The organism is Flavobacterium sp. ARAG 55.4 (assembly GCF_051846875.1).
Taxonomy (GTDB): domain Bacteria; phylum Bacteroidota; class Bacteroidia; order Flavobacteriales; family Flavobacteriaceae; genus Flavobacterium; species Flavobacterium plantiphilum.
The window spans coordinates 337,505-361,456 of record NZ_JBPYCT010000003.1; the positions used below are offsets into that span (position 1 = coordinate 337,505).

A 23,952-nucleotide genomic window follows, 5' to 3' on the forward strand; every position below is an offset into this window, starting at 1 on the left:
CTTCGCTCCCAACCTTTTTCTCTTTTTAATCCTCTTTAGTAGAAAGACAACAATTGTGATAAACGAAAACTTAATTTCTGACTGCAAAAAAATGCACCGTGATGCCCAGCGTCAAGTGTATGAGCTTATGGCTCCAAAACTGTATCGCACTTGCAAGCGCTACCTAAAGAAAGAAGAAGAAATAGAAGAAGCACTGGCCGATGCTTTCTATACTATTTTTACTAAACTCGATCAGCTTAAAGAATGGGGTGCTTTTGAATCCTGGTCCCGAAAAATTACTGTCAACCATTGTCTGGCAACCATCAAAAAGAAAACCAATTTCAATTTATATCTTGATGATGTGAGTATGCTCTCACAGCCTTTTACTGATGAAGTAACAGAACTTGAAGAGGAAGATTTACTCCATTTACTGGATCAGCTTCCTGAAGGCTGTAAAACTATTTTTAATCTTTTCGTTATTGAAGGCTATGCGCACAAAGAAATTGCGGCCATGCTTCATATTTCCGAAGGCACATCCAAATCACAATTGAATGCTTCGAAAACAAAACTGAAAGAATTAGTAAACAATTTGTATTACCAAAAAGCAAAATAGTCATGGACAATCAAGATAAAATATTCGAAAAAATAAAAAATGCGGCTCAAAAAAATGAGGAAAAAGACTTTGCTGCATTCGAAAAAGTATGGTCTCGTGTAGAAGAAAAACTAGACAAAAAAGAAGATAAAAAAGTAATTGTACTTTGGAAAAAGTTAGCCATTGCTGCTTCACTTCTATTGTTTATTTCTTTGGGATATCAATTTTTAAAAACAGACCGAAATCAAATTACTCCAAAAAACACCAAAGAAAATCCAATTGTAATCAAAGGAAAAACTAATCCAAAAATTACTTCTCCAAAGGACACAAAAGAAAACAATGTAGTAATTCAGGAAAAAACGGAGTCAAAACCAACCGATAAATTTTCAAAAAACATCAAATCCAATGCGGAAGTCATCCTAAAAAAACAAATGGAAAACCCAGTTGCTTTGACTGAAGCAGATACAATTTCAAAAATAAATACCAGCACTAATGGAAATGGAATTGCATCAATGCAAGCAAAAAGCGTGGCTTTAAATGAAGTCATTGTTGTAGGCTATGGTACACAAAAAAGAAAAGAGCTCACAGGTTCAGTTACAAGTATTGCTGCAACTAAAGGAAAAAAACAAAAATCTGAAAATATTATTGAAACACTTCAGGGAAGAGTTGCAGAACATAAAATATCAGCTAATACAAGTCAAGGTACCGCTGGTTCCAATCTAAACATTATGATTCGAGGCGGAGGTTCAATTGCATCTGGAAATGAACCTTTATATATTGTTGATGGAGTTCCCATGAATACTGATATATCAGCAATAAAACCTAATGATATTGCAACAATTGATGTATTGAAAGATGCTTCTTCAACAGCTATTTATGGAAATCGCGGTGCAAACGGAGTGATTCTAATCACTACTAAAAACGGAATATTTCAAAATCTTTCCAAAAAACAATTAGAGCAAAAACTAAAAAAACTGGATAAACAGAAAAAAGCAACCTTAAGAATTTTGCCGCCAAAATCGATAGCAGTTTCTCAGGAAGAATACGAAAACTTTGTCGAAAACCAATTTGAAACACCTAAAAATGCTCCGCTTTCTACTTTTTCAATCGATGTGGATAATGCCTCATATACTAACATTCGTCGTTTTTTAAACAATGGACAAACGGTACCTAAAGACGCTGTAAGAATTGAGGAAATGCTAAACTTTTTCAAATACAAATACCCACAACCACAAGACCAGCATCCGTTTTCGATTAATACAGAATACAGTAATTGTCCCTGGAATCCAAAACACCAATTGCTAAAAATAGGATTACAGGGAAAAAATATCCCAACGGAAAATTTACCTGCATCCAATTTGGTTTTCCTGATTGATGTTTCGGGTTCTATGAGCGATGCCAACAAATTACCCTTACTCAAACAATCGATGAAAATTTTAGTAAACGAACTAAGAAAAGAAGATAAAGTGGCCATGGTGGTTTATGCCGGTGCAGCAGGAATGGTACTGCCTCCCACATCAGGAGATAAAAAACAAACCATCATCAGTGCATTAGACAATCTTAACGCTGGTGGGAGCACTGCCGGTGGAGCAGGAATAGAATTGGCATACAGAACTGCAATGGAAAACTTTATTAAAGGAGGAAATAATCGCGTTGTTCTGGCTACCGACGGCGATTTTAATTTGGGCAGCTCCTCTAATACCGACATGCAAAGTTTGATCGAAGAAAAACGAAAATCAGGTATTTACCTGACTTGTCTGGGCTACGGAATGGGGAATTACAAAGACAGTAAAATGGAAATTCTGGCCAACAAAGGCAATGGAAACTATGCGTATATCGATAACATTCAGGAAGCCAATCGATTTTTGGGAAAAGAATACAAAGGTTCGATGTTTGCCATCGCCAAAGATGTAAAAATCCAGATTGAATTCAACCCGAAACATGTGCAAGCGTATCGATTAATTGGTTACGAAAATCGTAAACTCCGTCCGGAAGACTTTAAAAATGACGCCATCGATGCCGGAGAATTAGGAAGCGGACACACAGTAACGGCTTTGTATGAAATTATTCCAACAGGTATTGAAAGTGATTATACCACAGCCGATTTAAAATACACTAAAAGCAATAAAACTGACAATTACAGTAATGAACTGGCAACTATAAAATTCCGCTATAAAAAACCGGATGGAGATAAGAGTATCGAAATGGTGAAAGTAATTGAGAACAAATCCGTTCCATTAAAAAATGCTTCTGATGATTTTAAATTCAGTGCTGCCGTAGCCTGGTTCGGATTAAAGTTAAGAGACTCAGATTTGGTTCCCAATAAATCTACAGACGAAATAAAAAAACTGGCAAAAGAAGGATTGTCTAATGATGAAGACGGTTACAAATCGGAATTTATCCGATTAACAGAAACTGTAAAATAATAAAAAAGAAAACCATTCATAACTACAAAAACTAAGGATAGTATTTAATTTTTGCAGTTGTGAATGGTTTAAAATTTTATACTAAAATTAAACCAAAGCCTCAACAAATTCCATTCGCACACTGCCATCTTCGTCAATATGTGTCAAATGAACGTGTTGTAAAGTATTGGCTAATTCGGGATTCCAAGGTGTTTTTACTTTAACGTAATTCTCCGTAAAACCGTGAATATAACCTTCTTTATTTTCGCTTTCGAATAAAACGGTTCTGCTCGTTCCTAACTGACTTTCATAAAAGGCACGACGCTTTTTAACCGATAAACTGCGTAACATTTTGCTTCGTTTAGCACGTACATTCCCCGGAACTACACCTTCCATCAAAGCAGCTTCGGTATTGTCTCTTTCTGAATACGTAAAAACATGCAAATAGGAAATATCCAAATCATTCAGAAAATGATAGGTTTCTAAGAAATGTTCATCTGTTTCTCCCGGAAAACCTACAATCACATCGACACCAATACACGCATGAGGCATTACTTCCCGAATTTTACTCACTCTTTCGGTATAAACCTCACGCAAATAACGACGTTTCATTAATTTCAAAATATCATTACTCCCCGATTGTAGCGGAATATGAAAATGCGGTACAAAAGTTCTGCTTTTCGAAACAAACTCAATCGTTTCGTTTTTCAGCAAATTCGGTTCGATAGATGAAATTCGCAAACGCTCAATTCCTTCCACCTCATCCAAAGCCTGAACTAATTCCAGAAAAGTATGTTCGTGTTTTTTGTTACCAAATTCCCCTTTTCCGTAATCACCAATGTTCACACCAGTAAGCACGATTTCCTTGATGCCTTGTTTCGAAATTTCGTAGGCATTTTTTAATACATTTTGCAATTCGTCACTACGCGAAATTCCACGAGCCAGCGGAATCGTACAATAAGTACATTTGTAATCGCAACCATCCTGCACTTTCAGGAAAGCACGGGTACGATCGCCAATAGAATAACTGCCTACATAGAAATCAGCTTCGGAAATCTCGCAGGAATGCACTTCGCCAATATCATTTTTAGACAAATCATTGATGTAATCGTTTAGTTTGAACTTTTCGGTGGCACCCAAAACCAAATCCACACCATCCACATTGGCCAATTCTTCCGGTTTTAATTGCGCATAACAACCCATCGCAGCAATAAAGGCATTGCTGTTTAGTTTCATGGCTTTGCGAACGACTTGTTTGAATTGTTTATCGGCGTTTTCGGTAACGGAGCAGGTGTTAATCACATACATATCAGCCACTTCCTCAAAATCCACACGATCAAAACCTTCGTCCTGTAAGTTACGGGCAATTGTCGAAGTTTCTGAAAAGTTCAGTTTACAGCCTAAGGTATAGAAGGCCACTTTTTTTCTGTTTTCCATAAGTAAGCGCTATCTAATGAAATCGTTGTCAAAAAAATAGCGTGCGCAAATTTACAAACAAATACGGGAATAGTACAACCAATTTTTATTTTATTCCGAGAGATAATTTTGTAGTTATTTATTGATATATTTGAAAATATATAAAGTATAACAGTTGTCCCTTTTATATTCAGAAAAAAGGTAGCTTTGAATGATTTAGTCATACATACGTTTACTATACAAACCAAAATAATGAAAATATGGATAACAGAAAAAAAGAACTTGAAGACTCACAAAATAATCCTTGCTGGGTTGCTTTTATTCATCCAATGACATTTATTGTCCCCAATGATGAAATTCCTTGGGAAGTCAAATTAGAAGATATTAATAATATTTCATATAGCAGTGGAAATTTAGTTCGAATTGTAACAAAATTCAATATCGAAAAATCTGAACTCTGCGGTTTAATTTGTTATGACGGAGCAGTTGCTATTCCAAAAAACATTAAATTTCAAACTAAAGAATCAGCTTTAAATTATTTTAGTTTATTCTTTGCTAAACTCCTTCTTGCAAATTTTTATGTAGAAGGAATTGATCATAAAGATATTGTTAATGGTAACCTTAATGAAAATTGGTCTATATGGCCGACAGATTTAGGAAACAGTTCTATTTCAAACTTACATTCAAAAATTAGAATGCTCAATGCAAGTAATATGGATACTATTCATCTGGCAAATCCAAGAATATTATATGTAAATGATCTACTAGATAAATTAAAATTAGGAGACGAAATTTTTAAACAAATACCAAATTTAAATCCTAAATTTCTATTAAGAGGAATAACTGAATTTAAGTATAAAAATTGGGATTTAGTATTATCCAATTTATGGATAAGTCTTGAACAATTGATTGATTTCATATGGAACCATAATTTTTTGGCTAATAACGTAAACCATCCAAATATTGAAGTCCCTAATCGAAAAAAATCACTAAAGGAAGATAGCAGAACATGGTCTGCTTCAGTCAAACAAGAAATTTTATATCAAAAAAATCTAATTGATGAAGATATACTTAATCGCCTATCAAAAGCTCGAAAAATAAGAAATAAATTAGTTCATCAAGGAATAAATGTAGATGAGCAAACAGCCAAAGACATATTAGATGTAACAATTAGGTTAATAAAAATAATTGCCATAAAATCAAATTTAGAAGATCTAAATTTTGACAAAAGTGATATTCGAAAAGTAAAAAATAGTGATTTCCAACCTAACTTTATATCTTGGAAAAAATTACCAGATTCAAATTTTGTGGAAAGTGTTTTTGGAAAAGATGTTACCAAAAAAGTAAAAAAAGAATCCCGCAAAAAAAATTAGATTGATATGCAACTAATCATTAAGTTTAAAAACTACATTCCATTAATTTCTTTCGCTTTATTACTTATTCTAGCCATTCCTTTTGAATCTGGTTTTACCATTCAAAGTCTTACCGGTTGGAATATGGTTATTCCAAGTACGAGTTATTTGGAAATAATAGTTTTGATTATACTTTCGATAATCACATTTAAATATTGGAAAATAACCAAATATAAAATTGATTTAAGGTTGTTTGCACTTCATTTTATTTTAACCATCCCAATTGTACTGTGGGCACGCTTTAATTTTCCGATTCGTCAATTTACTGCAAAAAATTCAACAGATATTTTTGAAATGATTGATTTAATTAATACAATTCTTTACACTGTACTAATATTATTTTTTATAGGACAAGTGATTTTTGCATATTTACTTTTTAAAACACGAAAGAAAAACAAATGACTAATCTTAAAACAATGAAGAAAACCTCTCTATTTCTTTTATTATTAACGTTCATTTCTTGCAATCCATTTAATGAAAATAAGGTTTTGAAGTACAAAAATGAATTAATCAATTTAGTTTCAAAATTTGAAAAATATAATAATGGTGTTTATGATAGAGATGAATTTGATGAATTTCTAATTGATGATATTGAGCAATTAGATATTGATTTAGTAGTAAAAAATGGAAATAAAAAAAATCTAAATTATTCAGGTTTTATAGAAGAGAACGATAGTTTACTAATTTTTATCAAAAAATCCAATAGCTTATTCGACAAGGAGAAAAGAATCATTTATGACTCTACTAAAAAGCCAAGAAACTTTGGGAACAATGAAGTAATTGGAGCATCTTACAAATTCATACAAGTTGACGAAAGATGGTATTATTCTGAAATTGGATTTGATTAAAAAAATCAAATACTATCCTATGACTCACAAGTATCAAAAAACCATTAAGAAACTTAATCAACTTAATTTCTTAATGGTTTCTAATTTATGTAAACGGCTTAAGCCAATATAAATCGTCTTACTACCTCAGCAACTCCGTGATCGTTATTAGAAGCTACAATTAAATCTCCTTTGTGTCTTAACTCCTGTTCCACATTGTCAACCCAAACACCCAGACCGGCATATTCAATCATCGTAACGTCATTTTCAGCGTTTCCTACTGCAATAATTTCACTTGGACTGATATTTAATTTTTCAGCCAGATATTGAACACTTGCCCCTTTATCAATTCCAGTTTGAGCCACTTCTAAAAAGAAAGGCTTTGACATACATACACTCAAATGAGGCATGGCGGCTTTCAAGTCTTTTTCTACTTCTTTTAAGTACTGAGGTTCTTCAAGCAAAATACATTTTATCGCTGGTGCTTGTACTCTTTGTTTAAAATCAGGTACTACTTCGTGTTTTAAACCTGTAATATCTATTTCGATATCAATATACTCTGAATTCGTTTCGCTGATAACATTTCCGTCCAAATAGGTAATAATATGTGTTTTCTTGTATTGACTGTAATTGTACAGCGCATGAATTTGTTCGACAGTCAGATTTTGCTCAAAAATAACTTCATTGCGTGTTAAGTCAGTAATCACACCACCATTAAACGAAATCATATACGAATCCATCAACCCCAGATCCTTTGCATATTCAATCATCGCAGCCGTTGGACGACCGGAAGCTAAAATTATCTTTACACCTTTTTCTTTCGCTTTTTCTAACATCGTTCTGTTCTCAACTGAGATTTCATGATCATCATTCAACAGGGTATCATCCATGTCAAGAACTAACATTTTGTATTTCATATTTTATTTTTTATTAATCATCAAAGTTAAAACTTCAGTGACCCATTAAATATTCAATCGAAACTCTTCAATAACAGGATTAGCCTTAGCAAAATCCGTTTCCTGAATAAACAACTCAACAGCAGCAGACAGACTTCCAAAGCCCGCTAATCTGGCCGATTGAATATTGTCTTTCAACAATACATCCACACCTATTGCTTCAATTTTTTCTTTTAAAGCCAATGCTAAAATTTCACTCCCCGAAAACACCTTCATTAATCCCATATCTATTTTTATTTATTTTTTATACTTCCTGTTCATTGTTCTCCTCTTCTTCTAAATCTTCTTCTTCTTCATCATACTCCACATCTTCAAAATCAAATATCTCAGGCTCTTCCATCATTTTTTCGGCTAAAATTTCGATTCTTTCAGAAAACTGATTACCAAAAATAATTCGCTGTGTTTTAGCAATACTATTAGAAATACGCATGATTTTTGTTTCATGACGCAATTTCAAAATTGGATTAGCATCATCCAGAATAAACATTTTCAATCGGTTTACATTATATCCGGCTGTAGAAAACATTTCATTCAGTTTATGTGGTGTACCTATTAAAACGTCGATTCCGGTTGAAATGTAATTTTTATCATAATCCATATCGCCTTTATCATGAACGCCATAAACCTCCAGATTACTGTATTTTCCATATTTTTCAAAAAGCGCTTCCATTTCCAGCACTTTGGGTTTGTCTTCCACAATAATCAAAGCTCTTGGCGATTCTTCATTGGAACCAATCAGCCGCTGAATCACATTGAGTACAATTGTTGTCGTTTTTCCTTCACCATCCGGAGCAATGATAATACAATCCACTCCGCTTTTTATAGTCGAAAAAGTTTCTTTCTGAATATCATTTGCCTCTGTTAATCCGTTTTCAATTAAAGCTTGCTTTAAAGTTTCGTTTATTTTTTTTAGTTTCATCTATTTTAGATTGAAAAATTTAATCATTGAAAAATTAAAAGATTATTTCTCCTAATTTTAAAACCTTTAAATCTTTAAATTATTCCATTATTTGGAAGCAAACAGCTTCACATCATTTTCAGAAATCTGGCTTCCGCCAAGGATAATCAAACGCTCAATTACATTTCGTAATTCACGAATATTTCCTGTCCAGTCATATTCCTGAAGTAATTTAATCGCATCATCAGAAAATTTCTTCACTGCTGTTCCCTGTTCTGAAGCAATTTTGTTTGAAAAATGATTCACTAACAAAGGAATATCTTCCCGTCTGTCATTCAGCGAAGGTACTTTAATTAAAATTACCGCTAACCGATGGTATAAATCTTCTCTAAAACGTCCTTCTTCAATTTCCTTTTTCAAATCTTTATTTGTGGCAGCAACAACGCGTACATCTACTTTTATGTCTTTATCAGCACCCACTCTGGTAATGATATTTTCCTGCAATGCACGCAACACTTTGGCCTGAGCCGAAAGACTCATATCACCTATTTCATCCAGAAAAATTGTTCCTTTATCAGCTGCTTCAAACTTTCCGGCACGGTCTTTAACCGCCGAAGTAAAAGCGCCTTTTACGTGACCAAAAAGTTCACTCTCAATCAATTCAGAAGGAATCGCAGCGCAGTTTACCTCAACAAGAGGAAAACCGGCACGTTCACTTTTTTCATGCAACTGATGCGCCACCAGTTCTTTTCCGGTTCCGTTAGGACCTGTAACCAGAACACGCGCTTCCGTAGGTGCGACCTTATCAATCATCATTTTGATGTGATTAATAGCTTCGCTTTCGCCAATCATTTCGTAGTTTTTGCTTACTTTTTTCTTCAGAATTTTATTTTCAACGACCAGTTGTTTCCGGTCTAAAGCATTGCGAACCGTATTCAATAACCTGTTTAAATCAGGCGGTTTAGAAATATAATCAAAGGCCCCCAAACGCATCGCATTAATGGCCGTTTCCATATCTCCATGTCCGGAAATCATCACTATCGGAATTTCCGACTTTATTTTTTTGACTTCTTCCAATAATTCAACACCATCCATTTTAGGCATTTTGATGTCACATAGTACCAGGTCGTAATCGTTATTTTTTATTTTTTCATATCCCGAAACTCCATCTTCTGCTTCTTCTACCTGATAACTTTCATTTTCTTCAGAAAGAATTTTTGTCAGCACTCTTCTGATAGCCGCTTCGTCTTCTATAATTAATATTTTACTCATAGTTTTTTTTTATTTAATCTCTCTGATTGTTCTTTTGAGAATCAGAATCAGCTTTAGTCTTAATTAGATGCACATCCAGTTGCGGAAACGAAATACGGATATCATTTTTAGCAAATAAATCATAGATTTTAAAACGTATCTGACTTTGAATTCCCGGAGTCTGCATGCCGTGATACACATAAAAATGTACTGCAAATTCTAAGGAAGAATCTCCAAACTCATCAAAAGTAACGTTGATTCTGCTGGTAGGCACAATCCCTTCTATGGAATCTACTGCTTCTAAAAGTAATTTTTCAACCAGACGAACATCACTTTCATAGGCTACCCTGACAGATACTTTTTCGCGATTACTGGAATTATTTTGTGTCCAGTTAAAAAGCGTATCTTCCATAAATTTATGGTTCGGAATGACCATTACACGATCGTTTCTGGTAAACATAACTGTAGTACGCAATTTTATTTCCTGTACTTCTCCTACTCTTCCGTCAACTTCGATAATATCACCTACATGCAAAGACTGATCCAGTATTATTAATATTCCGGAAATAATATCCTGAAAAAAAGTTTTTAAGGCAAAACCTAATCCAACAAATAAGGCTGCTGAAGCCGTTAAAAGTACATTAACGTTGACGCCTGTAGCATTTAAAATCAATACTATTACAAATAGAAAAACAATGTATCTGAAAACCTGAAAAACACTGTTAAATCGCTTCTTATCGTTAAGAGGAAGTTTTCTGCTGAATAATTTCTGAATTAATTTTAAAACAATTGAGGTGACTGCAATGGCAATAATTATTAGTCCTACATCTAATAAAGAAATCTTTATATCTTTTCCGTTTATGAAATCATAGGAAACAAAATCAACAATATCCTGCCACATAATTTTTAATATTTAAGCCATTTGTAAAGTTCTTTCCACGATGGTTTCTTACCATACATTAATATGCCTACACGATAAATTTTGGCTGCAAACCATACTACTGCCAAAAAAGTAGCAAATAGTAAAGTTAATGAAATTGCAATTTGCCACCAAGGAACTCCAAAAGGAATCCTCATCAGCATCACAATAGGAGATGTTAATGGAAAAATCGAAAAAGCAACTGCAATAGTACTGTCAGGATCGTTTACAACACTAAAAAAACCAATATAAACACTTAATATCAAAGGCATAATTATCGGTAACAGAAATTGCTGTGAATCCGTTTGATTATCAACAGCTGCGCCAATAGCAGCATAAAAGGAACTGTATAAAAAATAACCGCCTATAAAATAAACGATAAAACTTATCAGAATACCGGCAATAGGTAAATTCCATATTTCCTTAATAAATAGTTGTGCTGTTCCGGCAAATTCTGTTTGTGTATGAGTTAATAATCCTGAAGACAAATGAGCTGAGGTCCCTACATCGACACCTAAAAAAGCAGAAGCTAAAAACAGCAGAGAAAGTCCTATAATTACCCAAATACTAAACTGTAAAATTCCGGCCAGAGAAGTTCCTATAATCTTTCCAATCATCAGTTGAAACGGCTTTACTGAAGAAATGATAATCTCTATAATCCGGTTTGTTTTTTCTTCGATAACACTACGCATTACCATGTTTCCATAAATAATGATAAACATCATAATCAGATAACCAAAAGCACCTCCGATAGCAATTTTCGCTTCATTTAGCCCTTTAACACCTTGTTCTCCGGATGTTTTAGCAATAGTAATAGTCACATTGGCCTGCGCTTTTTGAATCGCTAAAGTGTCTAAATGCGCTTTTTCAAAATTAAGCTGAGTAATTTTCCGGGCAATAACAGCCTGTGTATTTTCTATAAAAGAAATGCTTGGACTGGCATTTGAAATAAATTCGATTTTATGTTCTAATGCTGTAACATCAGTTGTTGCCGGAATTATTAATAATCCTTCGTACCCATTATTTACACTGTCTTTTAAATACTGATTGTCAATTTGCGAAAAATCAAGATACTTATAAGCTCCGTCTTCTGAATTCTGGGCTAAAAAGTCTTTTACAAACAATCCTGTTTCATCATGAACAGCCACACGCTTAACGGTAGTTTCAGCGGCACTTAAATAGCCCACAAATATTGCTATTGCTACAAATAATAACGGGCTTAAAAAAGTCATTACAATAAAAGATTTATTGCGCACTTTGGCAAAAAACTCTCTTTTTATAATTAGTGATATGATGCTCATTTCCTGATTTTAGATATTAGATTTAGATATTAGATTTTAGATTTAACTCCGAAATCTAAACTTTGTTTTCTGTTACAGTTTGAATAAAAATATCATGTACTGTTGGAATTTTTTCTACAAAATGAGTGAGTTGCCCCCGTTGGGTTAAAAGATTCAATAATTCATTTGGAGCCGAATTCCCTAACTGTATTTCCAGTTTTAATTCATTATTCAAAGATTTAAAATGAGCCGGACTCACCGTAAACTGCTGAGTAATATCATACATTAATCCTTCTACATTGTCAGTTAAAATACCCACTTCAAAACTGTTGGTTTTATGCTGTCTTTTAACATCATCTAATTTTCCTTCGATTAATTTATTAGATTTATGAATCAGTGCAATATGATCGCATAATTCCTCCACACTTTCCATTCTGTGCGTCGAAAAAATAATGGTAGCTCCTTGTTCTTTCAAAGCGAGAATTTCGTCTTTGATTACATTTGCGTTTACTGGGTCAAAACCGGAAAATGGTTCATCAAAAATCAGCAATTTGGGCTGATGCAGTACACAAACCACAAACTGAATTTTTTGTGCCATTCCTTTAGAAAGTTCCTGGATTTTCTTATTCCACCAGCCCTGAATTCCTAATCTGTCAAACCAGTAATCCAGCTGCTTTTTGGCCTCAGTCTTGGACAAACCTTTCATTTGGGCCAGATACAAGCATTGTTCACCCACTTTCATACTTTGATACAAGCCTCTTTCTTCAGGAAGATACCCAATATATTGAACGTGCTTAGGCTGCAATTTTTCTCCATCAAGAATAATTTGTCCGCTGTCGGGCATAGTAATTTGATTGATAATGCGAATGAGGGAAGTTTTTCCGGCACCGTTAGGACCTAAAAGTCCGTAAATACTACCTCTGGGAACAGTTAAAGAGACTTCGTTAAGCGCTACATAATTATCGTATTGCTTCACTACTTTATTGACTTCTAATAAGATATTCATCTTTTTTTGAATTTTCTTCTTGGGTTTGGTCTTTTTGACCTTGCGTGTGTAAAAGTAAATAATTACTAACTAAATAGCTTAGATTATGGTATAAAAAAACCCATCTTCATTTTATTCGGATGGGTTTTTACAACTATTTGAATTACAAAAAAGCTTAAGAAAACATATCTTTTACTTTTTCGAAAAATGATTTATCTGATTTTTCAGGATTTGGAGAAAAATTATCATCTTCTAAATTTTTCTCGAAAAATTGTTTTTGTTCTTTATTCAGCGTTTTAGGTGTCCAGACATTTACGTGAACCAGCAAATCTCCGTTTCCATAACCATTGATACTTGGAATACCTTTTCCTTTTAATCGAAGAATTTTTCCGGACTGAATTCCTTCTTCTAATTTAATTCTCACTTTACCATTGATAGCTTCAATATCTTTAGAAACTCCAAGAACCGCTTCAGGGAAACTTACATATAAATCATAATGCAGATTTTCTCCTTCACGCTTTAAAAATTCATGTTCTAATTCTTCAATTGCCACAATTAAATCTCCCGGAATACTGTTTCCAGGTGCATCGTTTCCTTTGTTGGAAACTTTTAACTGCATACCATCAACAACACCAGCCGGAATTTTAATAGAAACAGTTTCGTCTTCTACAATCATCCCCTGTGCATCCGCATTAGATGGTTTTTTATCTAAAATCTGACCGGAACCGCCACAGGCAGGACAAGTTGTCGCAGACTGCATTCTGCCCAGAATGGTATTTGTCACCCGCATTACCTGACCCTGACCATTACAGGTAGAACAGGTTTTATAGGAAACTCCAGGAGCCTGAACTTTTCTTTTAACTTTTACTTTTTTCTCTACTCCATTAGCAATTTCTTCCAAAGTTAACTTTACTTTGATACGCAAATTACTTCCCTTAGCACGACGGACTCCGCCACGGCTTCCGCCTCCGCCAAAGCCACCGAAACCACCGCCAAAGATATCACCAAACTGACTGAAGATATCATCCATATTCATGTGACCATGACCGCCAAATCCTCCGGAACCATCAAAAGCCTGATGCCCATACTGGTCATACTTTGCTTTTTTGTCAGGATCTCCTAAAACTTCATAAGCTTCCGCTGCTTCTTTGAATTTTTCCTCTGCCGCTTTGTCTCCCGGATTTTTGTCAGGGTGAAACTCAATTGCTTTCTTTCTATAGGCTTTCTTTATTGCCGCAGTGTCCGCATTTTTAGAAACACCTAATATGTCGTAAAAATCTTTTTTCATTTGTATTTATTTTTTTAAAATGCACAGCTGTACATTTCTAACCCAATTTACTGCCCAATAACTACTTTTGGAAAACGGATAATTTTATCTCCCAGTTTGTATCCTTTTTCAAGAACATCCACTATTTTTCCTTTTAATTTAGGTGTTGGTGCAGGAATTTGAGTAATTGCTTCTGCAAAATCAGCATCAAAACCGTCTCCTACCTTTACATCAACTAATTCTAATCCTTTTGAAGATAAAGTGCTTTTAAGCTTTTCATGAATCAGCTCCACTCCTTTAGTCAGTGTCTCGTCTTCTGATTTAGCAATTTCAATTAAAGCTCTGTCAAAATCATCTAAAACAGGTAACATTGCCAGTAAAACTTCCTGGTTAGCTGTTTTAAATAAATCGATACGCTCTTTTGAAGTTCTTCTTTTATAATTTTCAAATTCAGCAAATAATCGTAAGTGTTTGTCTTTTTCATTCGCTAAGTCTTTTGCTAATTGCTCTTCAACACTTAACTCCTCAGTAACTGCATGCTCTTCGCCTGCTGTATTTTCAATTGTTACCTCATCTTTTTCTTTATCGATTTCTGTATTCTCAGTACTCATATTTCCCTTATTTTTAAAAATATTCTTAAACTTCATTTTTACACTTTCCTTTGGATAGCAAAAGTACTGCCAAATCAGACTAAATGTCAAATTGTCACTCTTTTTCCTAATAGTTATTTTTAATAGCTGTTTTTTCTTAAATTATTTTTTTTATACTTTTAAAATAAAAATTTAGTAATTTTTTAAGACATATTTCAAATAGATTCTATATGTTTGTTATTAGGTTCTAATCAGTTTCTGATTTTTAGAATATAAAAATCGATACTGGTTCCAAAACAATTATTAATTCACCATTACTCATATTAAAAAAAGCTTTGTCTTAAAGGGGACAAAGCTTTTTTTATATTATTTTTTTCTGATTAAATCAAAGCATTTTTCAAACCTTCAAAGTCCAGATTTACTTGTTCTCCTGAAACTAAATTTTTAAGCGAATAACTCCCTGAACTCATTTCTTCACCGCCCACAATCACCGCAAAAGGGATATTTCGCTTATCAGCATGCTGAAATTGTTTTCCCACCTTCGCCTTATCAGGATACAATTCTGCTTTTATACCTGAATCTCTTAATTTTTTAATAGCCTGCAAAGCATAAAAAGCTTCGGCATCACCATAATTAATAAACAAGGCTTTTGAACTTGCGGTAACAGTCTCCGGAAATAAATTCAACTCCTCTACAACCAGATAAATACGATCCAATCCAAAAGAAATCCCCACACCGCTCATGTTTTTCAAACCAAAAATCCCGGTCAGATCATCATATCTTCCGCCGCCGCCGATGGAACCCATAGCCACTCCCTTAGGCGCTGCCACTTCAAAAATAGCTCCTGTATAATAATTCAACCCACGTGCCAGAGTCACATCCAGATCTAAAATAGCGGTTGACAATCCCAGTTTAGTGACATTATCACATATAAAGCGTAACTCTTCCACTCCTTTCATTCCTTCTTCAGACGTAGCTAACAAACCTGAAAGTTGTTCAATTTTCTCAGAAATAGTTCCTGAAAAAGAAAATAACGGCTGCACTTTTACAATCGCTTCTTCGGTAATTCCTTTTTCAACCATTTCTTTTTTTACACCGTCTTCTCCAATTTTGTCTAACTTGTCTAAGGCAACCGTAAAATCAATTAATTTATCCGAAGCACCAATTACCTCAGCAATTCCGGATAAAATTTTTCGGTTATTGATTTTAACTGTAACTCCGTTTAAACCTAAAGCAGTAAAAACAGTATCGTACAATTGTACCAATTCTACTTCCTGCCACAATGATTTCGAACCCACCACATCGGCATCACATTGAAAAAATTCTCTGAAACGTCCTTTTTGCGGACGGTCAGCACGCCAAACCGGTTGGATTTGGTATCTTTTAAATGGAAACTCAATTTCATTCTGGTGTTGCACCACATATCTGGCAAAAGGTACTGTCAAGTCATAACGTAACGCTTTTTCAGAAATACTGGATGTTAATTTTGTACTATCCTTAGCTTCTAAATGCGTTGCATTCGCCTTAGCCAAATAATCTCCGGAATTCAATATTTTAAAGATCAATCGATCGCCTTCTTCTCCATATTTACCCATTAGGGTTTCTGAATTTTCAAACGAAGGTGTTTCAATCGGTTGAAAACCAAATTTCTCAAAATTACTTTTTATTGTTTGGATAATATATTGACGTTTTGCCACCTCAGCAGGTGAAAAATCTCTTGTTCCTTTAGGAATACTTGGTTTTGATGCCATTTTAATATGATTTCAGATATTAGATTTTAGATTTAAAATTGGAACAGATTTTAAAAAAGCAGCTTCTTAAATTGAATGTCAAAAATCTTAAATCTTAAATTTCGCCTGCAAATATCTTATTTTTAAAATAAATAATCATCCTTGAAAACAAACTTCTGTCAAAAATTGTATTTTCGTATCAAACTACAATCATGAGCAATTTATTAAAGGAAAATATAAAGATAGCTTCCGGTTCGATAAAAACCCAAATCCTAAGAACAATCCTTACCATAGTTATTATCGCTATTGGAATCACGGCTCTGGTAGGAATTCTCACAGTAGTTTCAGCTTTAGAAAACACGATTTCTTCTGATTTTGCTTCGATGGGAGCTAACACTTTCAATATTAACCGTTATGAAAACACCGTAAAAAAACAAGGTGGAAATGAACGGGAAATTATCAACCCTGTTATTTCTTATCCGGAAGCAGTAGCTTTTAAAAACAAATACAACTTTCCGCTTTCGCAAACCTCACTTTCCTTTAAAGCTACTTCTACAGCCGAAGTAAAATTTGAAGCTCAGAAAACCGATCCTGAAATTTCTGTTTTGGGTGTAGATGAGTATTTTGTAACTAATTCAGGACTGGAAACCAGTCAGGGACGTAATTTCAATAATTTTGATATCAGCAACAATAATTATGTTTGTATAGTAGGTTCTGATTTTGAAAAAGGTCTGTTAAAAGACGTTAACCCCATTAATAAAATCATTTCGATACGGGGCGCACGTTTTAAAGTTATTGGTGTTTTAAAAGAAAAAGGCTCTACTTTTGGCAACAGCCAGGATTTAAGAGTCCTGATTCCTATTCAGCTGGCACGGTCCTTATTTACAGCTCCTAACATCAATTACAGCCTGAGTGTAATGGTAAATAACAAAGATTTTATGGAACAAGCCACTGATGACGCCATTAGCACCATGCGTAGTATCCGAAAACTGAGTCCGGTAAAAGAAAACAACTTTGGTATTGTCAGAAGTGACGATCTGATTAACCGAATACTCAGCATTACCCAATATCTTGGCTGGGCAGCATGGGTGATTAGTATTGTAACAATTCTGGGGTCGTCGATTGCTTTAATGAATATCATGATTGTTTCTGTTACAGAACGCACCCGGGAAATTGGAGTGCGAAAAGCATTGGGTGCCAAACGCTCAACGGTTGCCATTCAGTTTTTTATAGAAACACTATTAATTGGTCAATTAGGAGGACTCGCCGGTATTATTTTCGGAATATTAATAGGTTACGGAATCGCCACTGCCTTGAGTTTCGCCTTTATAATTCCATGGATGGCTATTTTTGCTGCTTTTGCAACAAGTTTTGTTGTAGCCATTGTATCCGGATTATATCCCGCCATTAAAGCTGCAAAATTAGATCCTATTGAGGCGTTGCGATACGAATAAGTAGTAGTGAAGCGTTTTTCAGTAATCAGTCTAAACATTCGTAAAAAAGCAAAACACTAAATATTACCTACAGAATATTACATCTTGTCATCCTGTCATTCTCATAAATATCTTTTCGCAGTTCAATATTTTTGAAATTCATTTTTTCGAGTAATGCTACCATTTCTTTTCCAAGATACTGATTAATTTCAAAAAATAACTGCCCGTTTGGAGTTAGATGATGTTGCGCTAATTCGGCTATTTTCCGATAAAAAATTAAAGCTTGATCATCTTCAACAAAAAGAGCCAAATGCGGTTCATAGTCCAGAACATTCTTCCTGATTTCGTCTTTTTCCAAATTTCGGACATAAGGCGGATTAGAAACAATGATATCAAACTGTTGCTCTAAATCCTCTGTTCCTAAAATATTCTTATGAATAAAAGTGACATTCACCTGATTTTTTTCGGCGTTTTTCCGGGCTGTAGCCAAGGCTTTCTCCGATATATCAATAGCAAAAACTTCCGCATTCTGAATATTTTTAGCCAATGAAATTGCAATACAGCCACTGCCGGTACCAATGTCTAAAATTCTTAACTTCTCACTTCTCCTTGCAGACTTCTCACTTTCAACAATCCAATCGACAAGTTCTTCCGTTTCTGGTCTCGGAATCAAAACATTCTCATTTACTTCAAATTCCAATCCGTAAAAATGAGTTTTTCCAAGCAGGTATTGCACCGGAATCTCTAATTTCAGTTGTTCCAAAATAACATTCCAATCTGCAATCTCTGCTTTAGAAAAAACCAAATCAGGATACAAAGCCAGATCAATTCGCCTCAGTTGTTTTTTTTCTTCTAAAATCAGATAGAAAAAACTTTCCGCTTCTACTGTATCGTAAAAGGGTAAAAGTGCCTGAATAAACTGCGTTCTGTATTGCTTGATTTGCATGTTTCCACTAAAATTTAAAAAAGCAAAAATAAGAATACTTTATTGTAATTTTTAGTGCTTTTAAAACTAAATCATAAACTCAAAAATAACTACTTTTGTCTTGTGAAGATACATGAAAAATACCTCGCACGCTGCATTCAACTGGCTAAAAACGGCTTAGGAACCACCTACCCTAATCCGATGGTTGGCAGTGTGATTGTTTATGAAGACCAAATTATTGGCGAAGGCTGGCATAAAAAAGCAGGCGAACCACACGCCGAAGTAAATGCTATAAACGCTGTAAAAGACAAATCATTATTACGAAAAGCAACGATTTATGTGAGTTTAGAACCCTGCAGTCATTTTGGAAAAACACCGCCTTGTTGTGATTTAATCATTCAAAATAAAATCCCAAATGTGGTTATAGGAACGGTAGATCCTAATGAAAAAGTAGCCGGAAAAGGAATCAGAAGACTCCGGGAAGCTGGAATTAATGTTACTGTAGGTATTCTGGAAAATGAATGCAATGCGCTAAACAAACGTTTTTTCACTTTCCATCGGCAAAAAAGACCTTATATTATCCTGAAATGGGCCGAAAGTCCTGACGGATTTATTGCTCCAACAGAAAGAAATGAGCAAAAACCTGTGTGGATTACTAATCCCTATTCGAGACAATTAGTTCATAAATGGCGTAGTGAAGAACAAGCCATTCTAGTGGGCACACAAACCGCCATAGACGACAATCCTAAATTAGATGTAAGAGACTGGTCAGGAAATAATCCGGTAAGAATCGTTTTAGATAAAAACAACAGAATTCCCAAAGAGGCTTACCTGATGGACAATCAAATCAAAACTATTGTTTTTTGCCAGACAGAAACAAATATAAACCGGGAAAAGCTTATCTTTGAAGTAATTGATTTTAAGCAGAATATAGCTCTGCAAATCGTAGAAATTCTATTTCAGCATCATATTCAATCAGTTATTATTGAAGGCGGCCGTCAGACTTTACAAACTTTTATCGACGAAAACCTTTGGGACGAAGTCCGCATTTTTAAAGGAAAAACAAGCTTTAAAAACGGAACCAAGGCACCACATTTACAAACCAACACAAACCAAAAACAGTTCATTTTAAAAGATGAACTCATAATTTTTACCAATCATGATTAATACTATTATTTTTGATTTTGGAGATATCTTCATCAATCTGGATAAACAAGCCACAATAGACGGACTTAAAAATTTAGGTCTGAAAGAATGGAACAGCGATTTAGATCGGCTGAACACTGAATTCGAAAAAGGTAAAATCACAAAAGATGAATTTCTAAGCGGTTTTCAAAAACACATGCCCAATGCCGGCATTGATGAAATCTTAAAAGCATGGAATGCTGTTTTACTGGACTTTCCTTTGTATCGCCTGGAATTTTTACAAATACTTTCGCAAAAGTACCGCCTATTTCTATTAAGTAATACGGATTCCATACATATTGAAACTTTTGAGCAAACAGTAGGCTCTTCTTTTTATGGAGATTTTTATCAGTGCTTTGAAAAAGTTTATTTTTCGTTTGAAATGGGAATGCGAAAACCTGATTCAGAAATCTATCTTACTCTTTTAAACAAACATGAACTACAGCCAAAACGCACTTTATTCATTGACGATAAAAAAGAAAATACAGATGCTGCAGCAGCTCTTGGAATTCATGTCTGGAATCTTCAGGTAGGAAAAGAAGATGTAATTAATTTATTCGAAAAAGAAATACTTTAAAATAGCCTAACAAAATTCAACAGCAATGGCAATTCTGCTTTGAAATTGAATTTCGTTATTGAAATTGACATTGATTAATGAAAGATACTTACCAGACTATTGCATCTCCATCAGAAGAAATTCTGTTTAAAGAAAAAGGAAGCAAATTCTTTGGTTACGCTTACCCGATAACATCAGAAACAGAAGTAAAACCCCTACTTGATATTTTAAGAAAAAAACATCCTACTGCCTGCCATTATTGCTATGCCTATCAAATTGGAACTGAAAAAATCAGCTACAGAGCTAATGATGATGGCGAACCCAGTAATTCAGCAGGAATGCCTATTTACGGACAAATTCAGTCTTTTTCCGTTACAAACATTCTGGTGGTAATCGTCCGTATTTTTGGTGGCACAAAATTAGGTGTCGGCGGATTAATTACCGCTTATAAAACTGCCGCACAACTTACACTTGAAAATTGTTTCATTATCGAAAAAACGATTGATGTTCATTATTTAATTTCTTTTGATTACAAAAACATGAATAAAGTAATGCGTATTATCAAAGAAAAAAATCTGGATATCGTAAATCAAACCATGGAAATGAGCTGCGAAATCGAAATCAAAACCCGAAAAAAAAATGCCGAACCGTTAGTCGGCATTTTTAATTCTTTATTTGAAATCGGGATAACAGAAAAAAATAAAGTGTAATTTTCGATTACAGTTTACAAAATACTATTGTAAAATAAATTCCGATATCCTTAAATTTCTACTTAAAAAATGACACAAAAATTAAGGATAAAAGAATATTAAATTCATCCTGTTTTTATATTCCTAAAAGTTTATCTTTTATATACTCCGGAGCTGCCATAGGACGCCCTGTTTTCATGTTCACAAACACCAAAACTGAGTTCCCAATTGTTAATAACTCATCCTGTTCATTATATATCTCATAATCAAATTCTATCTTAACAGAAGTCTGACTTTTAAAAATTGTTTTCACTCTTAATAAATCGTCATATCGCGCAGGCTTTTTATAGTTCATTGATAAAGAAACTACCGGAAGCATCACGCCGTTATCTTCCATCGATTTATAAGAAATCCCAATGTTTCTAAGCCATTCCACGCGTCCCATCTCAAAGTATTGCGCATAATTCCCATGATAAACTACTCCCATCTGGTCTGTTTCTGAATAGCGTACGCGCACTTTAAACTCGTATATTTTCATTTGTAAATTGTATTATTTTATCTATTTTTTTAAAAGCTTCTCTTTATTACTTACAATAATTTTTCTTCAAAATCAACCCCGATAAATTTTTTTTTAACGAAAATTGTTCACATATTTGTTACCCCGATAAATAACATCTTTTTTTGATATTATTTACTTCAGACAACCTAATACAAAATATAATAATTTAACAGAATTTATGAACAAAACTGCTCAATCAGTATGGGATAACTGTTTGTCTTTCATAAAAGACAATATTCAAGACCAGGCATACAAAACTTGGTTTGAACCAATTAAGTCAGTTGAACTTACCGATAACGCATTATACATTCAGGTTCCTAGTAAATTTTTCTACGAATGGTTAGAAGAGCACTATGTTAAATTATTAAAAGTTGCCTTAACTAAAGAACTTGGAAAAAACGCAAAGTTACTTTATAAAATCAAAATGGAGAACACTTACGGCAACAAACAGCCGTTTACAGAACAATTGCCAAGTGCAAACCGTTCTCCAATGAAACCTCAGAATGTTGATGCCCCTTTAAAGAATCTTGATCCTGAATTAAAAAATCCTTTTGTAATTCCCGGAATCAGAAATTTAAAGATTGAATCCCAACTAAATGCCAATTATAGTTTTGATAATTTCCTGGAAGGAGATTCTAACCGATTAGCACGCTCCGCAGGTATGGCTGTTGCCAATAAACCGGGTGGAACGTCATTCAATCCATTATTAATTTTTGGAGGTGTCGGATTAGGAAAAACGCATTTAGCTCATGCTATCGGAGTTGAAATTAAAGATAAATATCCTGAAAAAACCGTTTTATATATTTCTGCTGAAATTTTCACGCAACAATATATCGATTCGGTAAAGAAAAACAACAGAAATGACTTTATTCATTTCTACCAGCTAATCGATGTTTTAATCATTGATGACGTGCAATTCTTATCCGGAAAATCCGGAACGCAGGACGTATTTTTCCATATTTTTAATTATTTGCATCAAAACGGAAAACAAGTTATCCTGACTTCTGATAAAGCACCTGTTGATATGCAGGATATTGAGCAACGCTTATTATCCCGTTTCAAATGGGGACTTTCTGCTGAATTGCACCAACCTGATTACGAAACCCGAATTTCTATCTTAAAAAACATCTTGTACCGCGATGGTGTTGAAATGCCGGACGAAATTATTGAATATGTAGCCCGCAACATTAAATCGAATGTTCGTGAACTGGAAGGAGCTATCATTTCATTGATTGCACAATCTTCTTTTAACAAAAAAGAAGTGACTATTGAGCTGGCCAAAAGCGTTGTAGAGAAATTTGTTAAAAATGTAAAACGCGAAATTTCGATTGATTACATTCAGAAAATTGTTTCAGATTATTTCCAGTTGGATATCGAAACTTTACAATCTAAAACCAGAAAACGTCACGTAGTCCAAGCCAGACAATTAGCAATGTTTTTTGCCAAGAAGTTTACTAAATCCTCTTTGGCTAACATTGGTTCGCAAATAGGTGATCGCGATCATGCAACGGTATTGCACGCCTGTAAAACTGTAGATAATTTAGTTGCTACTGACAAACAATTTAAAAAGTTTGTCGAGGACATCCACAAGAAATTAACGCTATAAAAAGCTTATGTCGGTCAAAATTTTAATGGTGTGTTTAGGAAATATCTGCCGGTCTCCTTTAGCCGAAGGAATCTTAGCTTCTAAACTGCCTAAAAATAAATTCACTATTGATTCAGCCGGAACAGGTTCCTGGCATGTAGGACACCAGCCAGATTCCCGTTCTATTGCTGTTGCAAAAAAATATCAGCTGGATATTTCCGGACAAAAAGGAAGACAATTTAAACCCGCTGACTTTGATACTTTTGATTACATCTATGTTATGGATAATTCCAATTACAGAGATGTAATTCATCTGGCTAAAAATGAAAGCCAGAAAGCAAAAGTCCAAATTATTCTCAACGAATTATATCCCGGGGAAAACGTAGATGTTCCCGATCCATATTACGGAATCGAAAACGGATTTGAAACAGTATACCAGATGCTGGACGAAGCCTGCGAAAATATTGCGGCAAAATTAAAAGCAAAACATACTTAAATCTTTTTCAATACTTT

The 23,952-nt window shown here is 34.2% G+C and carries 24 protein-coding genes; 11 read left to right on the forward strand and 13 right to left on the reverse strand.

Annotated features, from left to right (window positions below; genetic code table 11):
- Positions 1-91 precede the first annotated feature (91 nt).
- Together ACSV4D_RS05500 and ACSV4D_RS05505 are read left to right on the forward strand one after the other, a co-directional pair.
- Entirely contained in the window at positions 92-592 is a 501-nt protein-coding gene (locus ACSV4D_RS05500) for an RNA polymerase sigma factor (protein ID WP_439227480.1), read from the forward strand.
- A gap of 2 nt (positions 593-594) precedes the next feature.
- The gene (locus tag ACSV4D_RS05505; RefSeq protein ID WP_439227444.1) at positions 595-2,997 is read left to right on the forward strand and encodes a YfbK domain-containing protein; all 2,403 of its coding nucleotides are present in this window, start codon (positions 595-597) and stop codon (positions 2,995-2,997) included.
- An 87-nt stretch (positions 2,998-3,084) separates the two neighbouring features.
- On the opposite strand, the gene mtaB is transcribed toward ACSV4D_RS05505, so the two are convergent.
- Positions 3,085-4,413, reverse strand: a complete 1,329-nt coding sequence (mtaB, locus tag ACSV4D_RS05510) for a tRNA (N(6)-L-threonylcarbamoyladenosine(37)-C(2))-methylthiotransferase MtaB (protein ID WP_439227445.1) — start codon at positions 4,411-4,413, stop codon at positions 3,085-3,087.
- 239 nt (positions 4,414-4,652) lie between these two features.
- Here mtaB and ACSV4D_RS05515 point away from each other — a divergent pair, with 239 nt between their 5' ends.
- The 3 genes from ACSV4D_RS05515 to ACSV4D_RS05525 are packed head-to-tail and all read left to right on the forward strand — an operon-like array spanning position 4,653 to position 6,652.
- The gene (locus ACSV4D_RS05515) at positions 4,653-5,765 is read left to right on the forward strand and encodes a hypothetical protein (RefSeq protein WP_439227446.1); all 1,113 of its coding nucleotides are present in this window, start codon (positions 4,653-4,655) and stop codon (positions 5,763-5,765) included.
- A gap of 6 nt (positions 5,766-5,771) precedes the next feature.
- Complete coding sequence (locus ACSV4D_RS05520) at positions 5,772-6,206, forward strand: hypothetical protein (RefSeq protein ID WP_439227447.1); 435 nt, start codon at positions 5,772-5,774, stop codon at positions 6,204-6,206.
- Positions 6,207-6,220: 14 nt separating this feature from the next.
- Entirely contained in the window at positions 6,221-6,652 is a 432-nt protein-coding gene (locus tag ACSV4D_RS05525; protein ID WP_439227448.1) for a hypothetical protein, read from the forward strand.
- A gap of 98 nt (positions 6,653-6,750) precedes the next feature.
- Here the strand turns inward: ACSV4D_RS05525 and ACSV4D_RS05530 are convergent, their stop codons facing one another.
- The 10 genes from ACSV4D_RS05530 to hisS form a co-directional block, all read right to left on the reverse strand.
- Positions 6,751-7,548: a Cof-type HAD-IIB family hydrolase gene (locus tag ACSV4D_RS05530; protein ID WP_439227449.1), complete on the reverse strand. Its 798-nt coding sequence runs from the start codon at positions 7,546-7,548 to the stop codon at positions 6,751-6,753.
- A gap of 45 nt (positions 7,549-7,593) precedes the next feature.
- The gene (locus tag ACSV4D_RS05535; protein WP_408081244.1) at positions 7,594-7,812 is read right to left on the reverse strand and encodes a putative signal transducing protein; all 219 of its coding nucleotides are present in this window, start codon (positions 7,810-7,812) and stop codon (positions 7,594-7,596) included.
- A gap of 19 nt (positions 7,813-7,831) precedes the next feature.
- Positions 7,832-8,506 (reverse strand): DEAD/DEAH box helicase, encoded by a 675-nt coding sequence (locus tag ACSV4D_RS05540; RefSeq protein WP_439227450.1) that lies wholly within the window; start codon positions 8,504-8,506, stop codon positions 7,832-7,834.
- An 87-nt stretch (positions 8,507-8,593) separates the two neighbouring features.
- A complete protein-coding gene (locus ACSV4D_RS05545) occupies positions 8,594-9,757 on the reverse strand; it encodes a sigma-54-dependent transcriptional regulator (protein WP_439227451.1) in 1,164 nt (387 codons plus the stop codon).
- Between the two features lie 13 nt (positions 9,758-9,770).
- Positions 9,771-10,637, reverse strand: a complete 867-nt coding sequence (locus ACSV4D_RS05550; RefSeq protein ID WP_408081241.1) for a mechanosensitive ion channel family protein — start codon at positions 10,635-10,637, stop codon at positions 9,771-9,773.
- 5 nt (positions 10,638-10,642) lie between these two features.
- Entirely contained in the window at positions 10,643-11,956 is a 1,314-nt protein-coding gene (locus tag ACSV4D_RS05555; protein ID WP_439227452.1) for an ABC transporter permease, read from the reverse strand.
- A 55-nt stretch (positions 11,957-12,011) separates the two neighbouring features.
- Positions 12,012-12,941 carry an ABC transporter ATP-binding protein gene (locus ACSV4D_RS05560; protein ID WP_439227453.1) on the reverse strand — a complete coding sequence of 310 codons (930 nt, stop codon included), beginning with the start codon at positions 12,939-12,941 and terminating at the stop codon, positions 12,012-12,014.
- Between the two features lie 154 nt (positions 12,942-13,095).
- Positions 13,096-14,208, reverse strand: a complete 1,113-nt coding sequence (gene dnaJ / locus ACSV4D_RS05565; RefSeq protein WP_408081238.1) for a molecular chaperone DnaJ — start codon at positions 14,206-14,208, stop codon at positions 13,096-13,098.
- Between the two features lie 47 nt (positions 14,209-14,255).
- On the reverse strand, positions 14,256-14,834 hold the full coding sequence (locus tag ACSV4D_RS05570) for a nucleotide exchange factor GrpE (protein WP_439227454.1): 579 nt from the start codon (positions 14,832-14,834) through the stop codon (positions 14,256-14,258).
- 323 nt (positions 14,835-15,157) lie between these two features.
- Positions 15,158-16,528 (reverse strand): histidine--tRNA ligase, encoded by a 1,371-nt coding sequence (gene hisS, locus ACSV4D_RS05575; protein ID WP_439227455.1) that lies wholly within the window; start codon positions 16,526-16,528, stop codon positions 15,158-15,160.
- A gap of 191 nt (positions 16,529-16,719) precedes the next feature.
- On the opposite strand from hisS, the gene ACSV4D_RS05580 reads away from it, so the two are divergent.
- A complete protein-coding gene (locus tag ACSV4D_RS05580; protein ID WP_439227456.1) occupies positions 16,720-17,961 on the forward strand; it encodes an ABC transporter permease in 1,242 nt (413 codons plus the stop codon).
- A 67-nt stretch (positions 17,962-18,028) separates the two neighbouring features.
- Here ACSV4D_RS05580 and prmC read toward each other — a convergent pair whose 3' ends face one another.
- Positions 18,029-18,886: a peptide chain release factor N(5)-glutamine methyltransferase gene (gene prmC, locus ACSV4D_RS05585; RefSeq protein ID WP_439227457.1), complete on the reverse strand. Its 858-nt coding sequence runs from the start codon at positions 18,884-18,886 to the stop codon at positions 18,029-18,031.
- Between the two features lie 102 nt (positions 18,887-18,988).
- Here prmC and ribD point away from each other — a divergent pair, with 102 nt between their 5' ends.
- From ribD to ACSV4D_RS05600, 3 genes are all read left to right on the forward strand, one after another.
- A complete protein-coding gene (gene ribD / locus ACSV4D_RS05590; RefSeq protein ID WP_439227458.1) occupies positions 18,989-20,032 on the forward strand; it encodes a bifunctional diaminohydroxyphosphoribosylaminopyrimidine deaminase/5-amino-6-(5-phosphoribosylamino)uracil reductase RibD in 1,044 nt (347 codons plus the stop codon).
- Complete coding sequence (locus tag ACSV4D_RS05595) at positions 20,025-20,627, forward strand: HAD family hydrolase (RefSeq protein ID WP_439227459.1); 603 nt, start codon at positions 20,025-20,027, stop codon at positions 20,625-20,627. Before ribD ends, ACSV4D_RS05595 begins: the two co-directional genes overlap by 8 nt.
- A 77-nt stretch (positions 20,628-20,704) precedes the next feature.
- Positions 20,705-21,316: an IMPACT family protein gene (locus ACSV4D_RS05600; RefSeq protein ID WP_439227460.1), complete on the forward strand. Its 612-nt coding sequence runs from the start codon at positions 20,705-20,707 to the stop codon at positions 21,314-21,316.
- Between the two features lie 115 nt (positions 21,317-21,431).
- Here the strand turns inward: ACSV4D_RS05600 and ACSV4D_RS05605 are convergent, their stop codons facing one another.
- Entirely contained in the window at positions 21,432-21,833 is a 402-nt protein-coding gene (locus ACSV4D_RS05605; RefSeq protein ID WP_439227461.1) for an acyl-CoA thioesterase, read from the reverse strand.
- Between the two features lie 199 nt (positions 21,834-22,032).
- Between ACSV4D_RS05605 and dnaA the strand changes: the two genes are divergently transcribed.
- Positions 22,033-23,460 carry a chromosomal replication initiator protein DnaA gene (gene dnaA, locus ACSV4D_RS05610; RefSeq protein ID WP_373405347.1) on the forward strand — a complete coding sequence of 476 codons (1,428 nt, stop codon included), beginning with the start codon at positions 22,033-22,035 and terminating at the stop codon, positions 23,458-23,460.
- A gap of 7 nt (positions 23,461-23,467) precedes the next feature.
- Positions 23,468-23,935 (forward strand): low molecular weight protein-tyrosine-phosphatase, encoded by a 468-nt coding sequence (locus ACSV4D_RS05615; RefSeq protein WP_408081230.1) that lies wholly within the window; start codon positions 23,468-23,470, stop codon positions 23,933-23,935.
- Positions 23,936-23,952: the final 17 nt, after the last annotated feature.

Excerpts from the sequence above, each read along its gene's own strand:
- ACSV4D_RS05500 (WP_439227480.1), top strand. The coding sequence starts at position 92 with ATGCACCGTGATGCCCAGCGTCAAGTGTATGAGCTTATGGCTCCAAAA.
- ACSV4D_RS05505 (WP_439227444.1), top strand. The coding sequence starts at position 595 with ATGGACAATCAAGATAAAATATTCGAAAAAATAAAAAATGCGGCTCAA.
- mtaB (WP_439227445.1), bottom strand. The coding sequence starts at position 4,413 with ATGGAAAACAGAAAAAAAGTGGCCTTCTATACCTTAGGCTGTAAACTG.
- ACSV4D_RS05515 (WP_439227446.1), top strand. The coding sequence starts at position 4,653 with ATGGATAACAGAAAAAAAGAACTTGAAGACTCACAAAATAATCCTTGC.
- ACSV4D_RS05520 (WP_439227447.1), top strand. The coding sequence starts at position 5,772 with ATGCAACTAATCATTAAGTTTAAAAACTACATTCCATTAATTTCTTTC.
- ACSV4D_RS05525 (WP_439227448.1), top strand. The coding sequence starts at position 6,221 with ATGAAGAAAACCTCTCTATTTCTTTTATTATTAACGTTCATTTCTTGC.
- ACSV4D_RS05530 (WP_439227449.1), bottom strand. The coding sequence starts at position 7,548 with ATGAAATACAAAATGTTAGTTCTTGACATGGATGATACCCTGTTGAAT.
- ACSV4D_RS05535 (WP_408081244.1), bottom strand. The coding sequence starts at position 7,812 with ATGGGATTAATGAAGGTGTTTTCGGGGAGTGAAATTTTAGCATTGGCT.
- ACSV4D_RS05540 (WP_439227450.1), bottom strand. The coding sequence starts at position 8,506 with ATGAAACTAAAAAAAATAAACGAAACTTTAAAGCAAGCTTTAATTGAA.
- ACSV4D_RS05545 (WP_439227451.1), bottom strand. The coding sequence starts at position 9,757 with ATGAGTAAAATATTAATTATAGAAGACGAAGCGGCTATCAGAAGAGTG.
- ACSV4D_RS05550 (WP_408081241.1), bottom strand. The coding sequence starts at position 10,637 with ATGTGGCAGGATATTGTTGATTTTGTTTCCTATGATTTCATAAACGGA.
- ACSV4D_RS05555 (WP_439227452.1), bottom strand. The coding sequence starts at position 11,956 with ATGAGCATCATATCACTAATTATAAAAAGAGAGTTTTTTGCCAAAGTG.
- ACSV4D_RS05560 (WP_439227453.1), bottom strand. The coding sequence starts at position 12,941 with ATGAATATCTTATTAGAAGTCAATAAAGTAGTGAAGCAATACGATAAT.
- dnaJ (WP_408081238.1), bottom strand. The coding sequence starts at position 14,208 with ATGAAAAAAGATTTTTACGACATATTAGGTGTTTCTAAAAATGCGGAC.
- ACSV4D_RS05570 (WP_439227454.1), bottom strand. The coding sequence starts at position 14,834 with ATGAAGTTTAAGAATATTTTTAAAAATAAGGGAAATATGAGTACTGAG.
- hisS (WP_439227455.1), bottom strand. The coding sequence starts at position 16,528 with ATGGCATCAAAACCAAGTATTCCTAAAGGAACAAGAGATTTTTCACCT.
- ACSV4D_RS05580 (WP_439227456.1), top strand. The coding sequence starts at position 16,720 with ATGAGCAATTTATTAAAGGAAAATATAAAGATAGCTTCCGGTTCGATA.
- prmC (WP_439227457.1), bottom strand. The coding sequence starts at position 18,886 with ATGCAAATCAAGCAATACAGAACGCAGTTTATTCAGGCACTTTTACCC.
- ACSV4D_RS05595 (WP_439227459.1), top strand. The coding sequence starts at position 20,025 with ATGATTAATACTATTATTTTTGATTTTGGAGATATCTTCATCAATCTG.
- ACSV4D_RS05600 (WP_439227460.1), top strand. The coding sequence starts at position 20,705 with ATGAAAGATACTTACCAGACTATTGCATCTCCATCAGAAGAAATTCTG.
- ACSV4D_RS05605 (WP_439227461.1), bottom strand. The coding sequence starts at position 21,833 with ATGAAAATATACGAGTTTAAAGTGCGCGTACGCTATTCAGAAACAGAC.
- dnaA (WP_373405347.1), top strand. The coding sequence starts at position 22,033 with ATGAACAAAACTGCTCAATCAGTATGGGATAACTGTTTGTCTTTCATA.
- ACSV4D_RS05615 (WP_408081230.1), top strand. The coding sequence starts at position 23,468 with ATGTCGGTCAAAATTTTAATGGTGTGTTTAGGAAATATCTGCCGGTCT.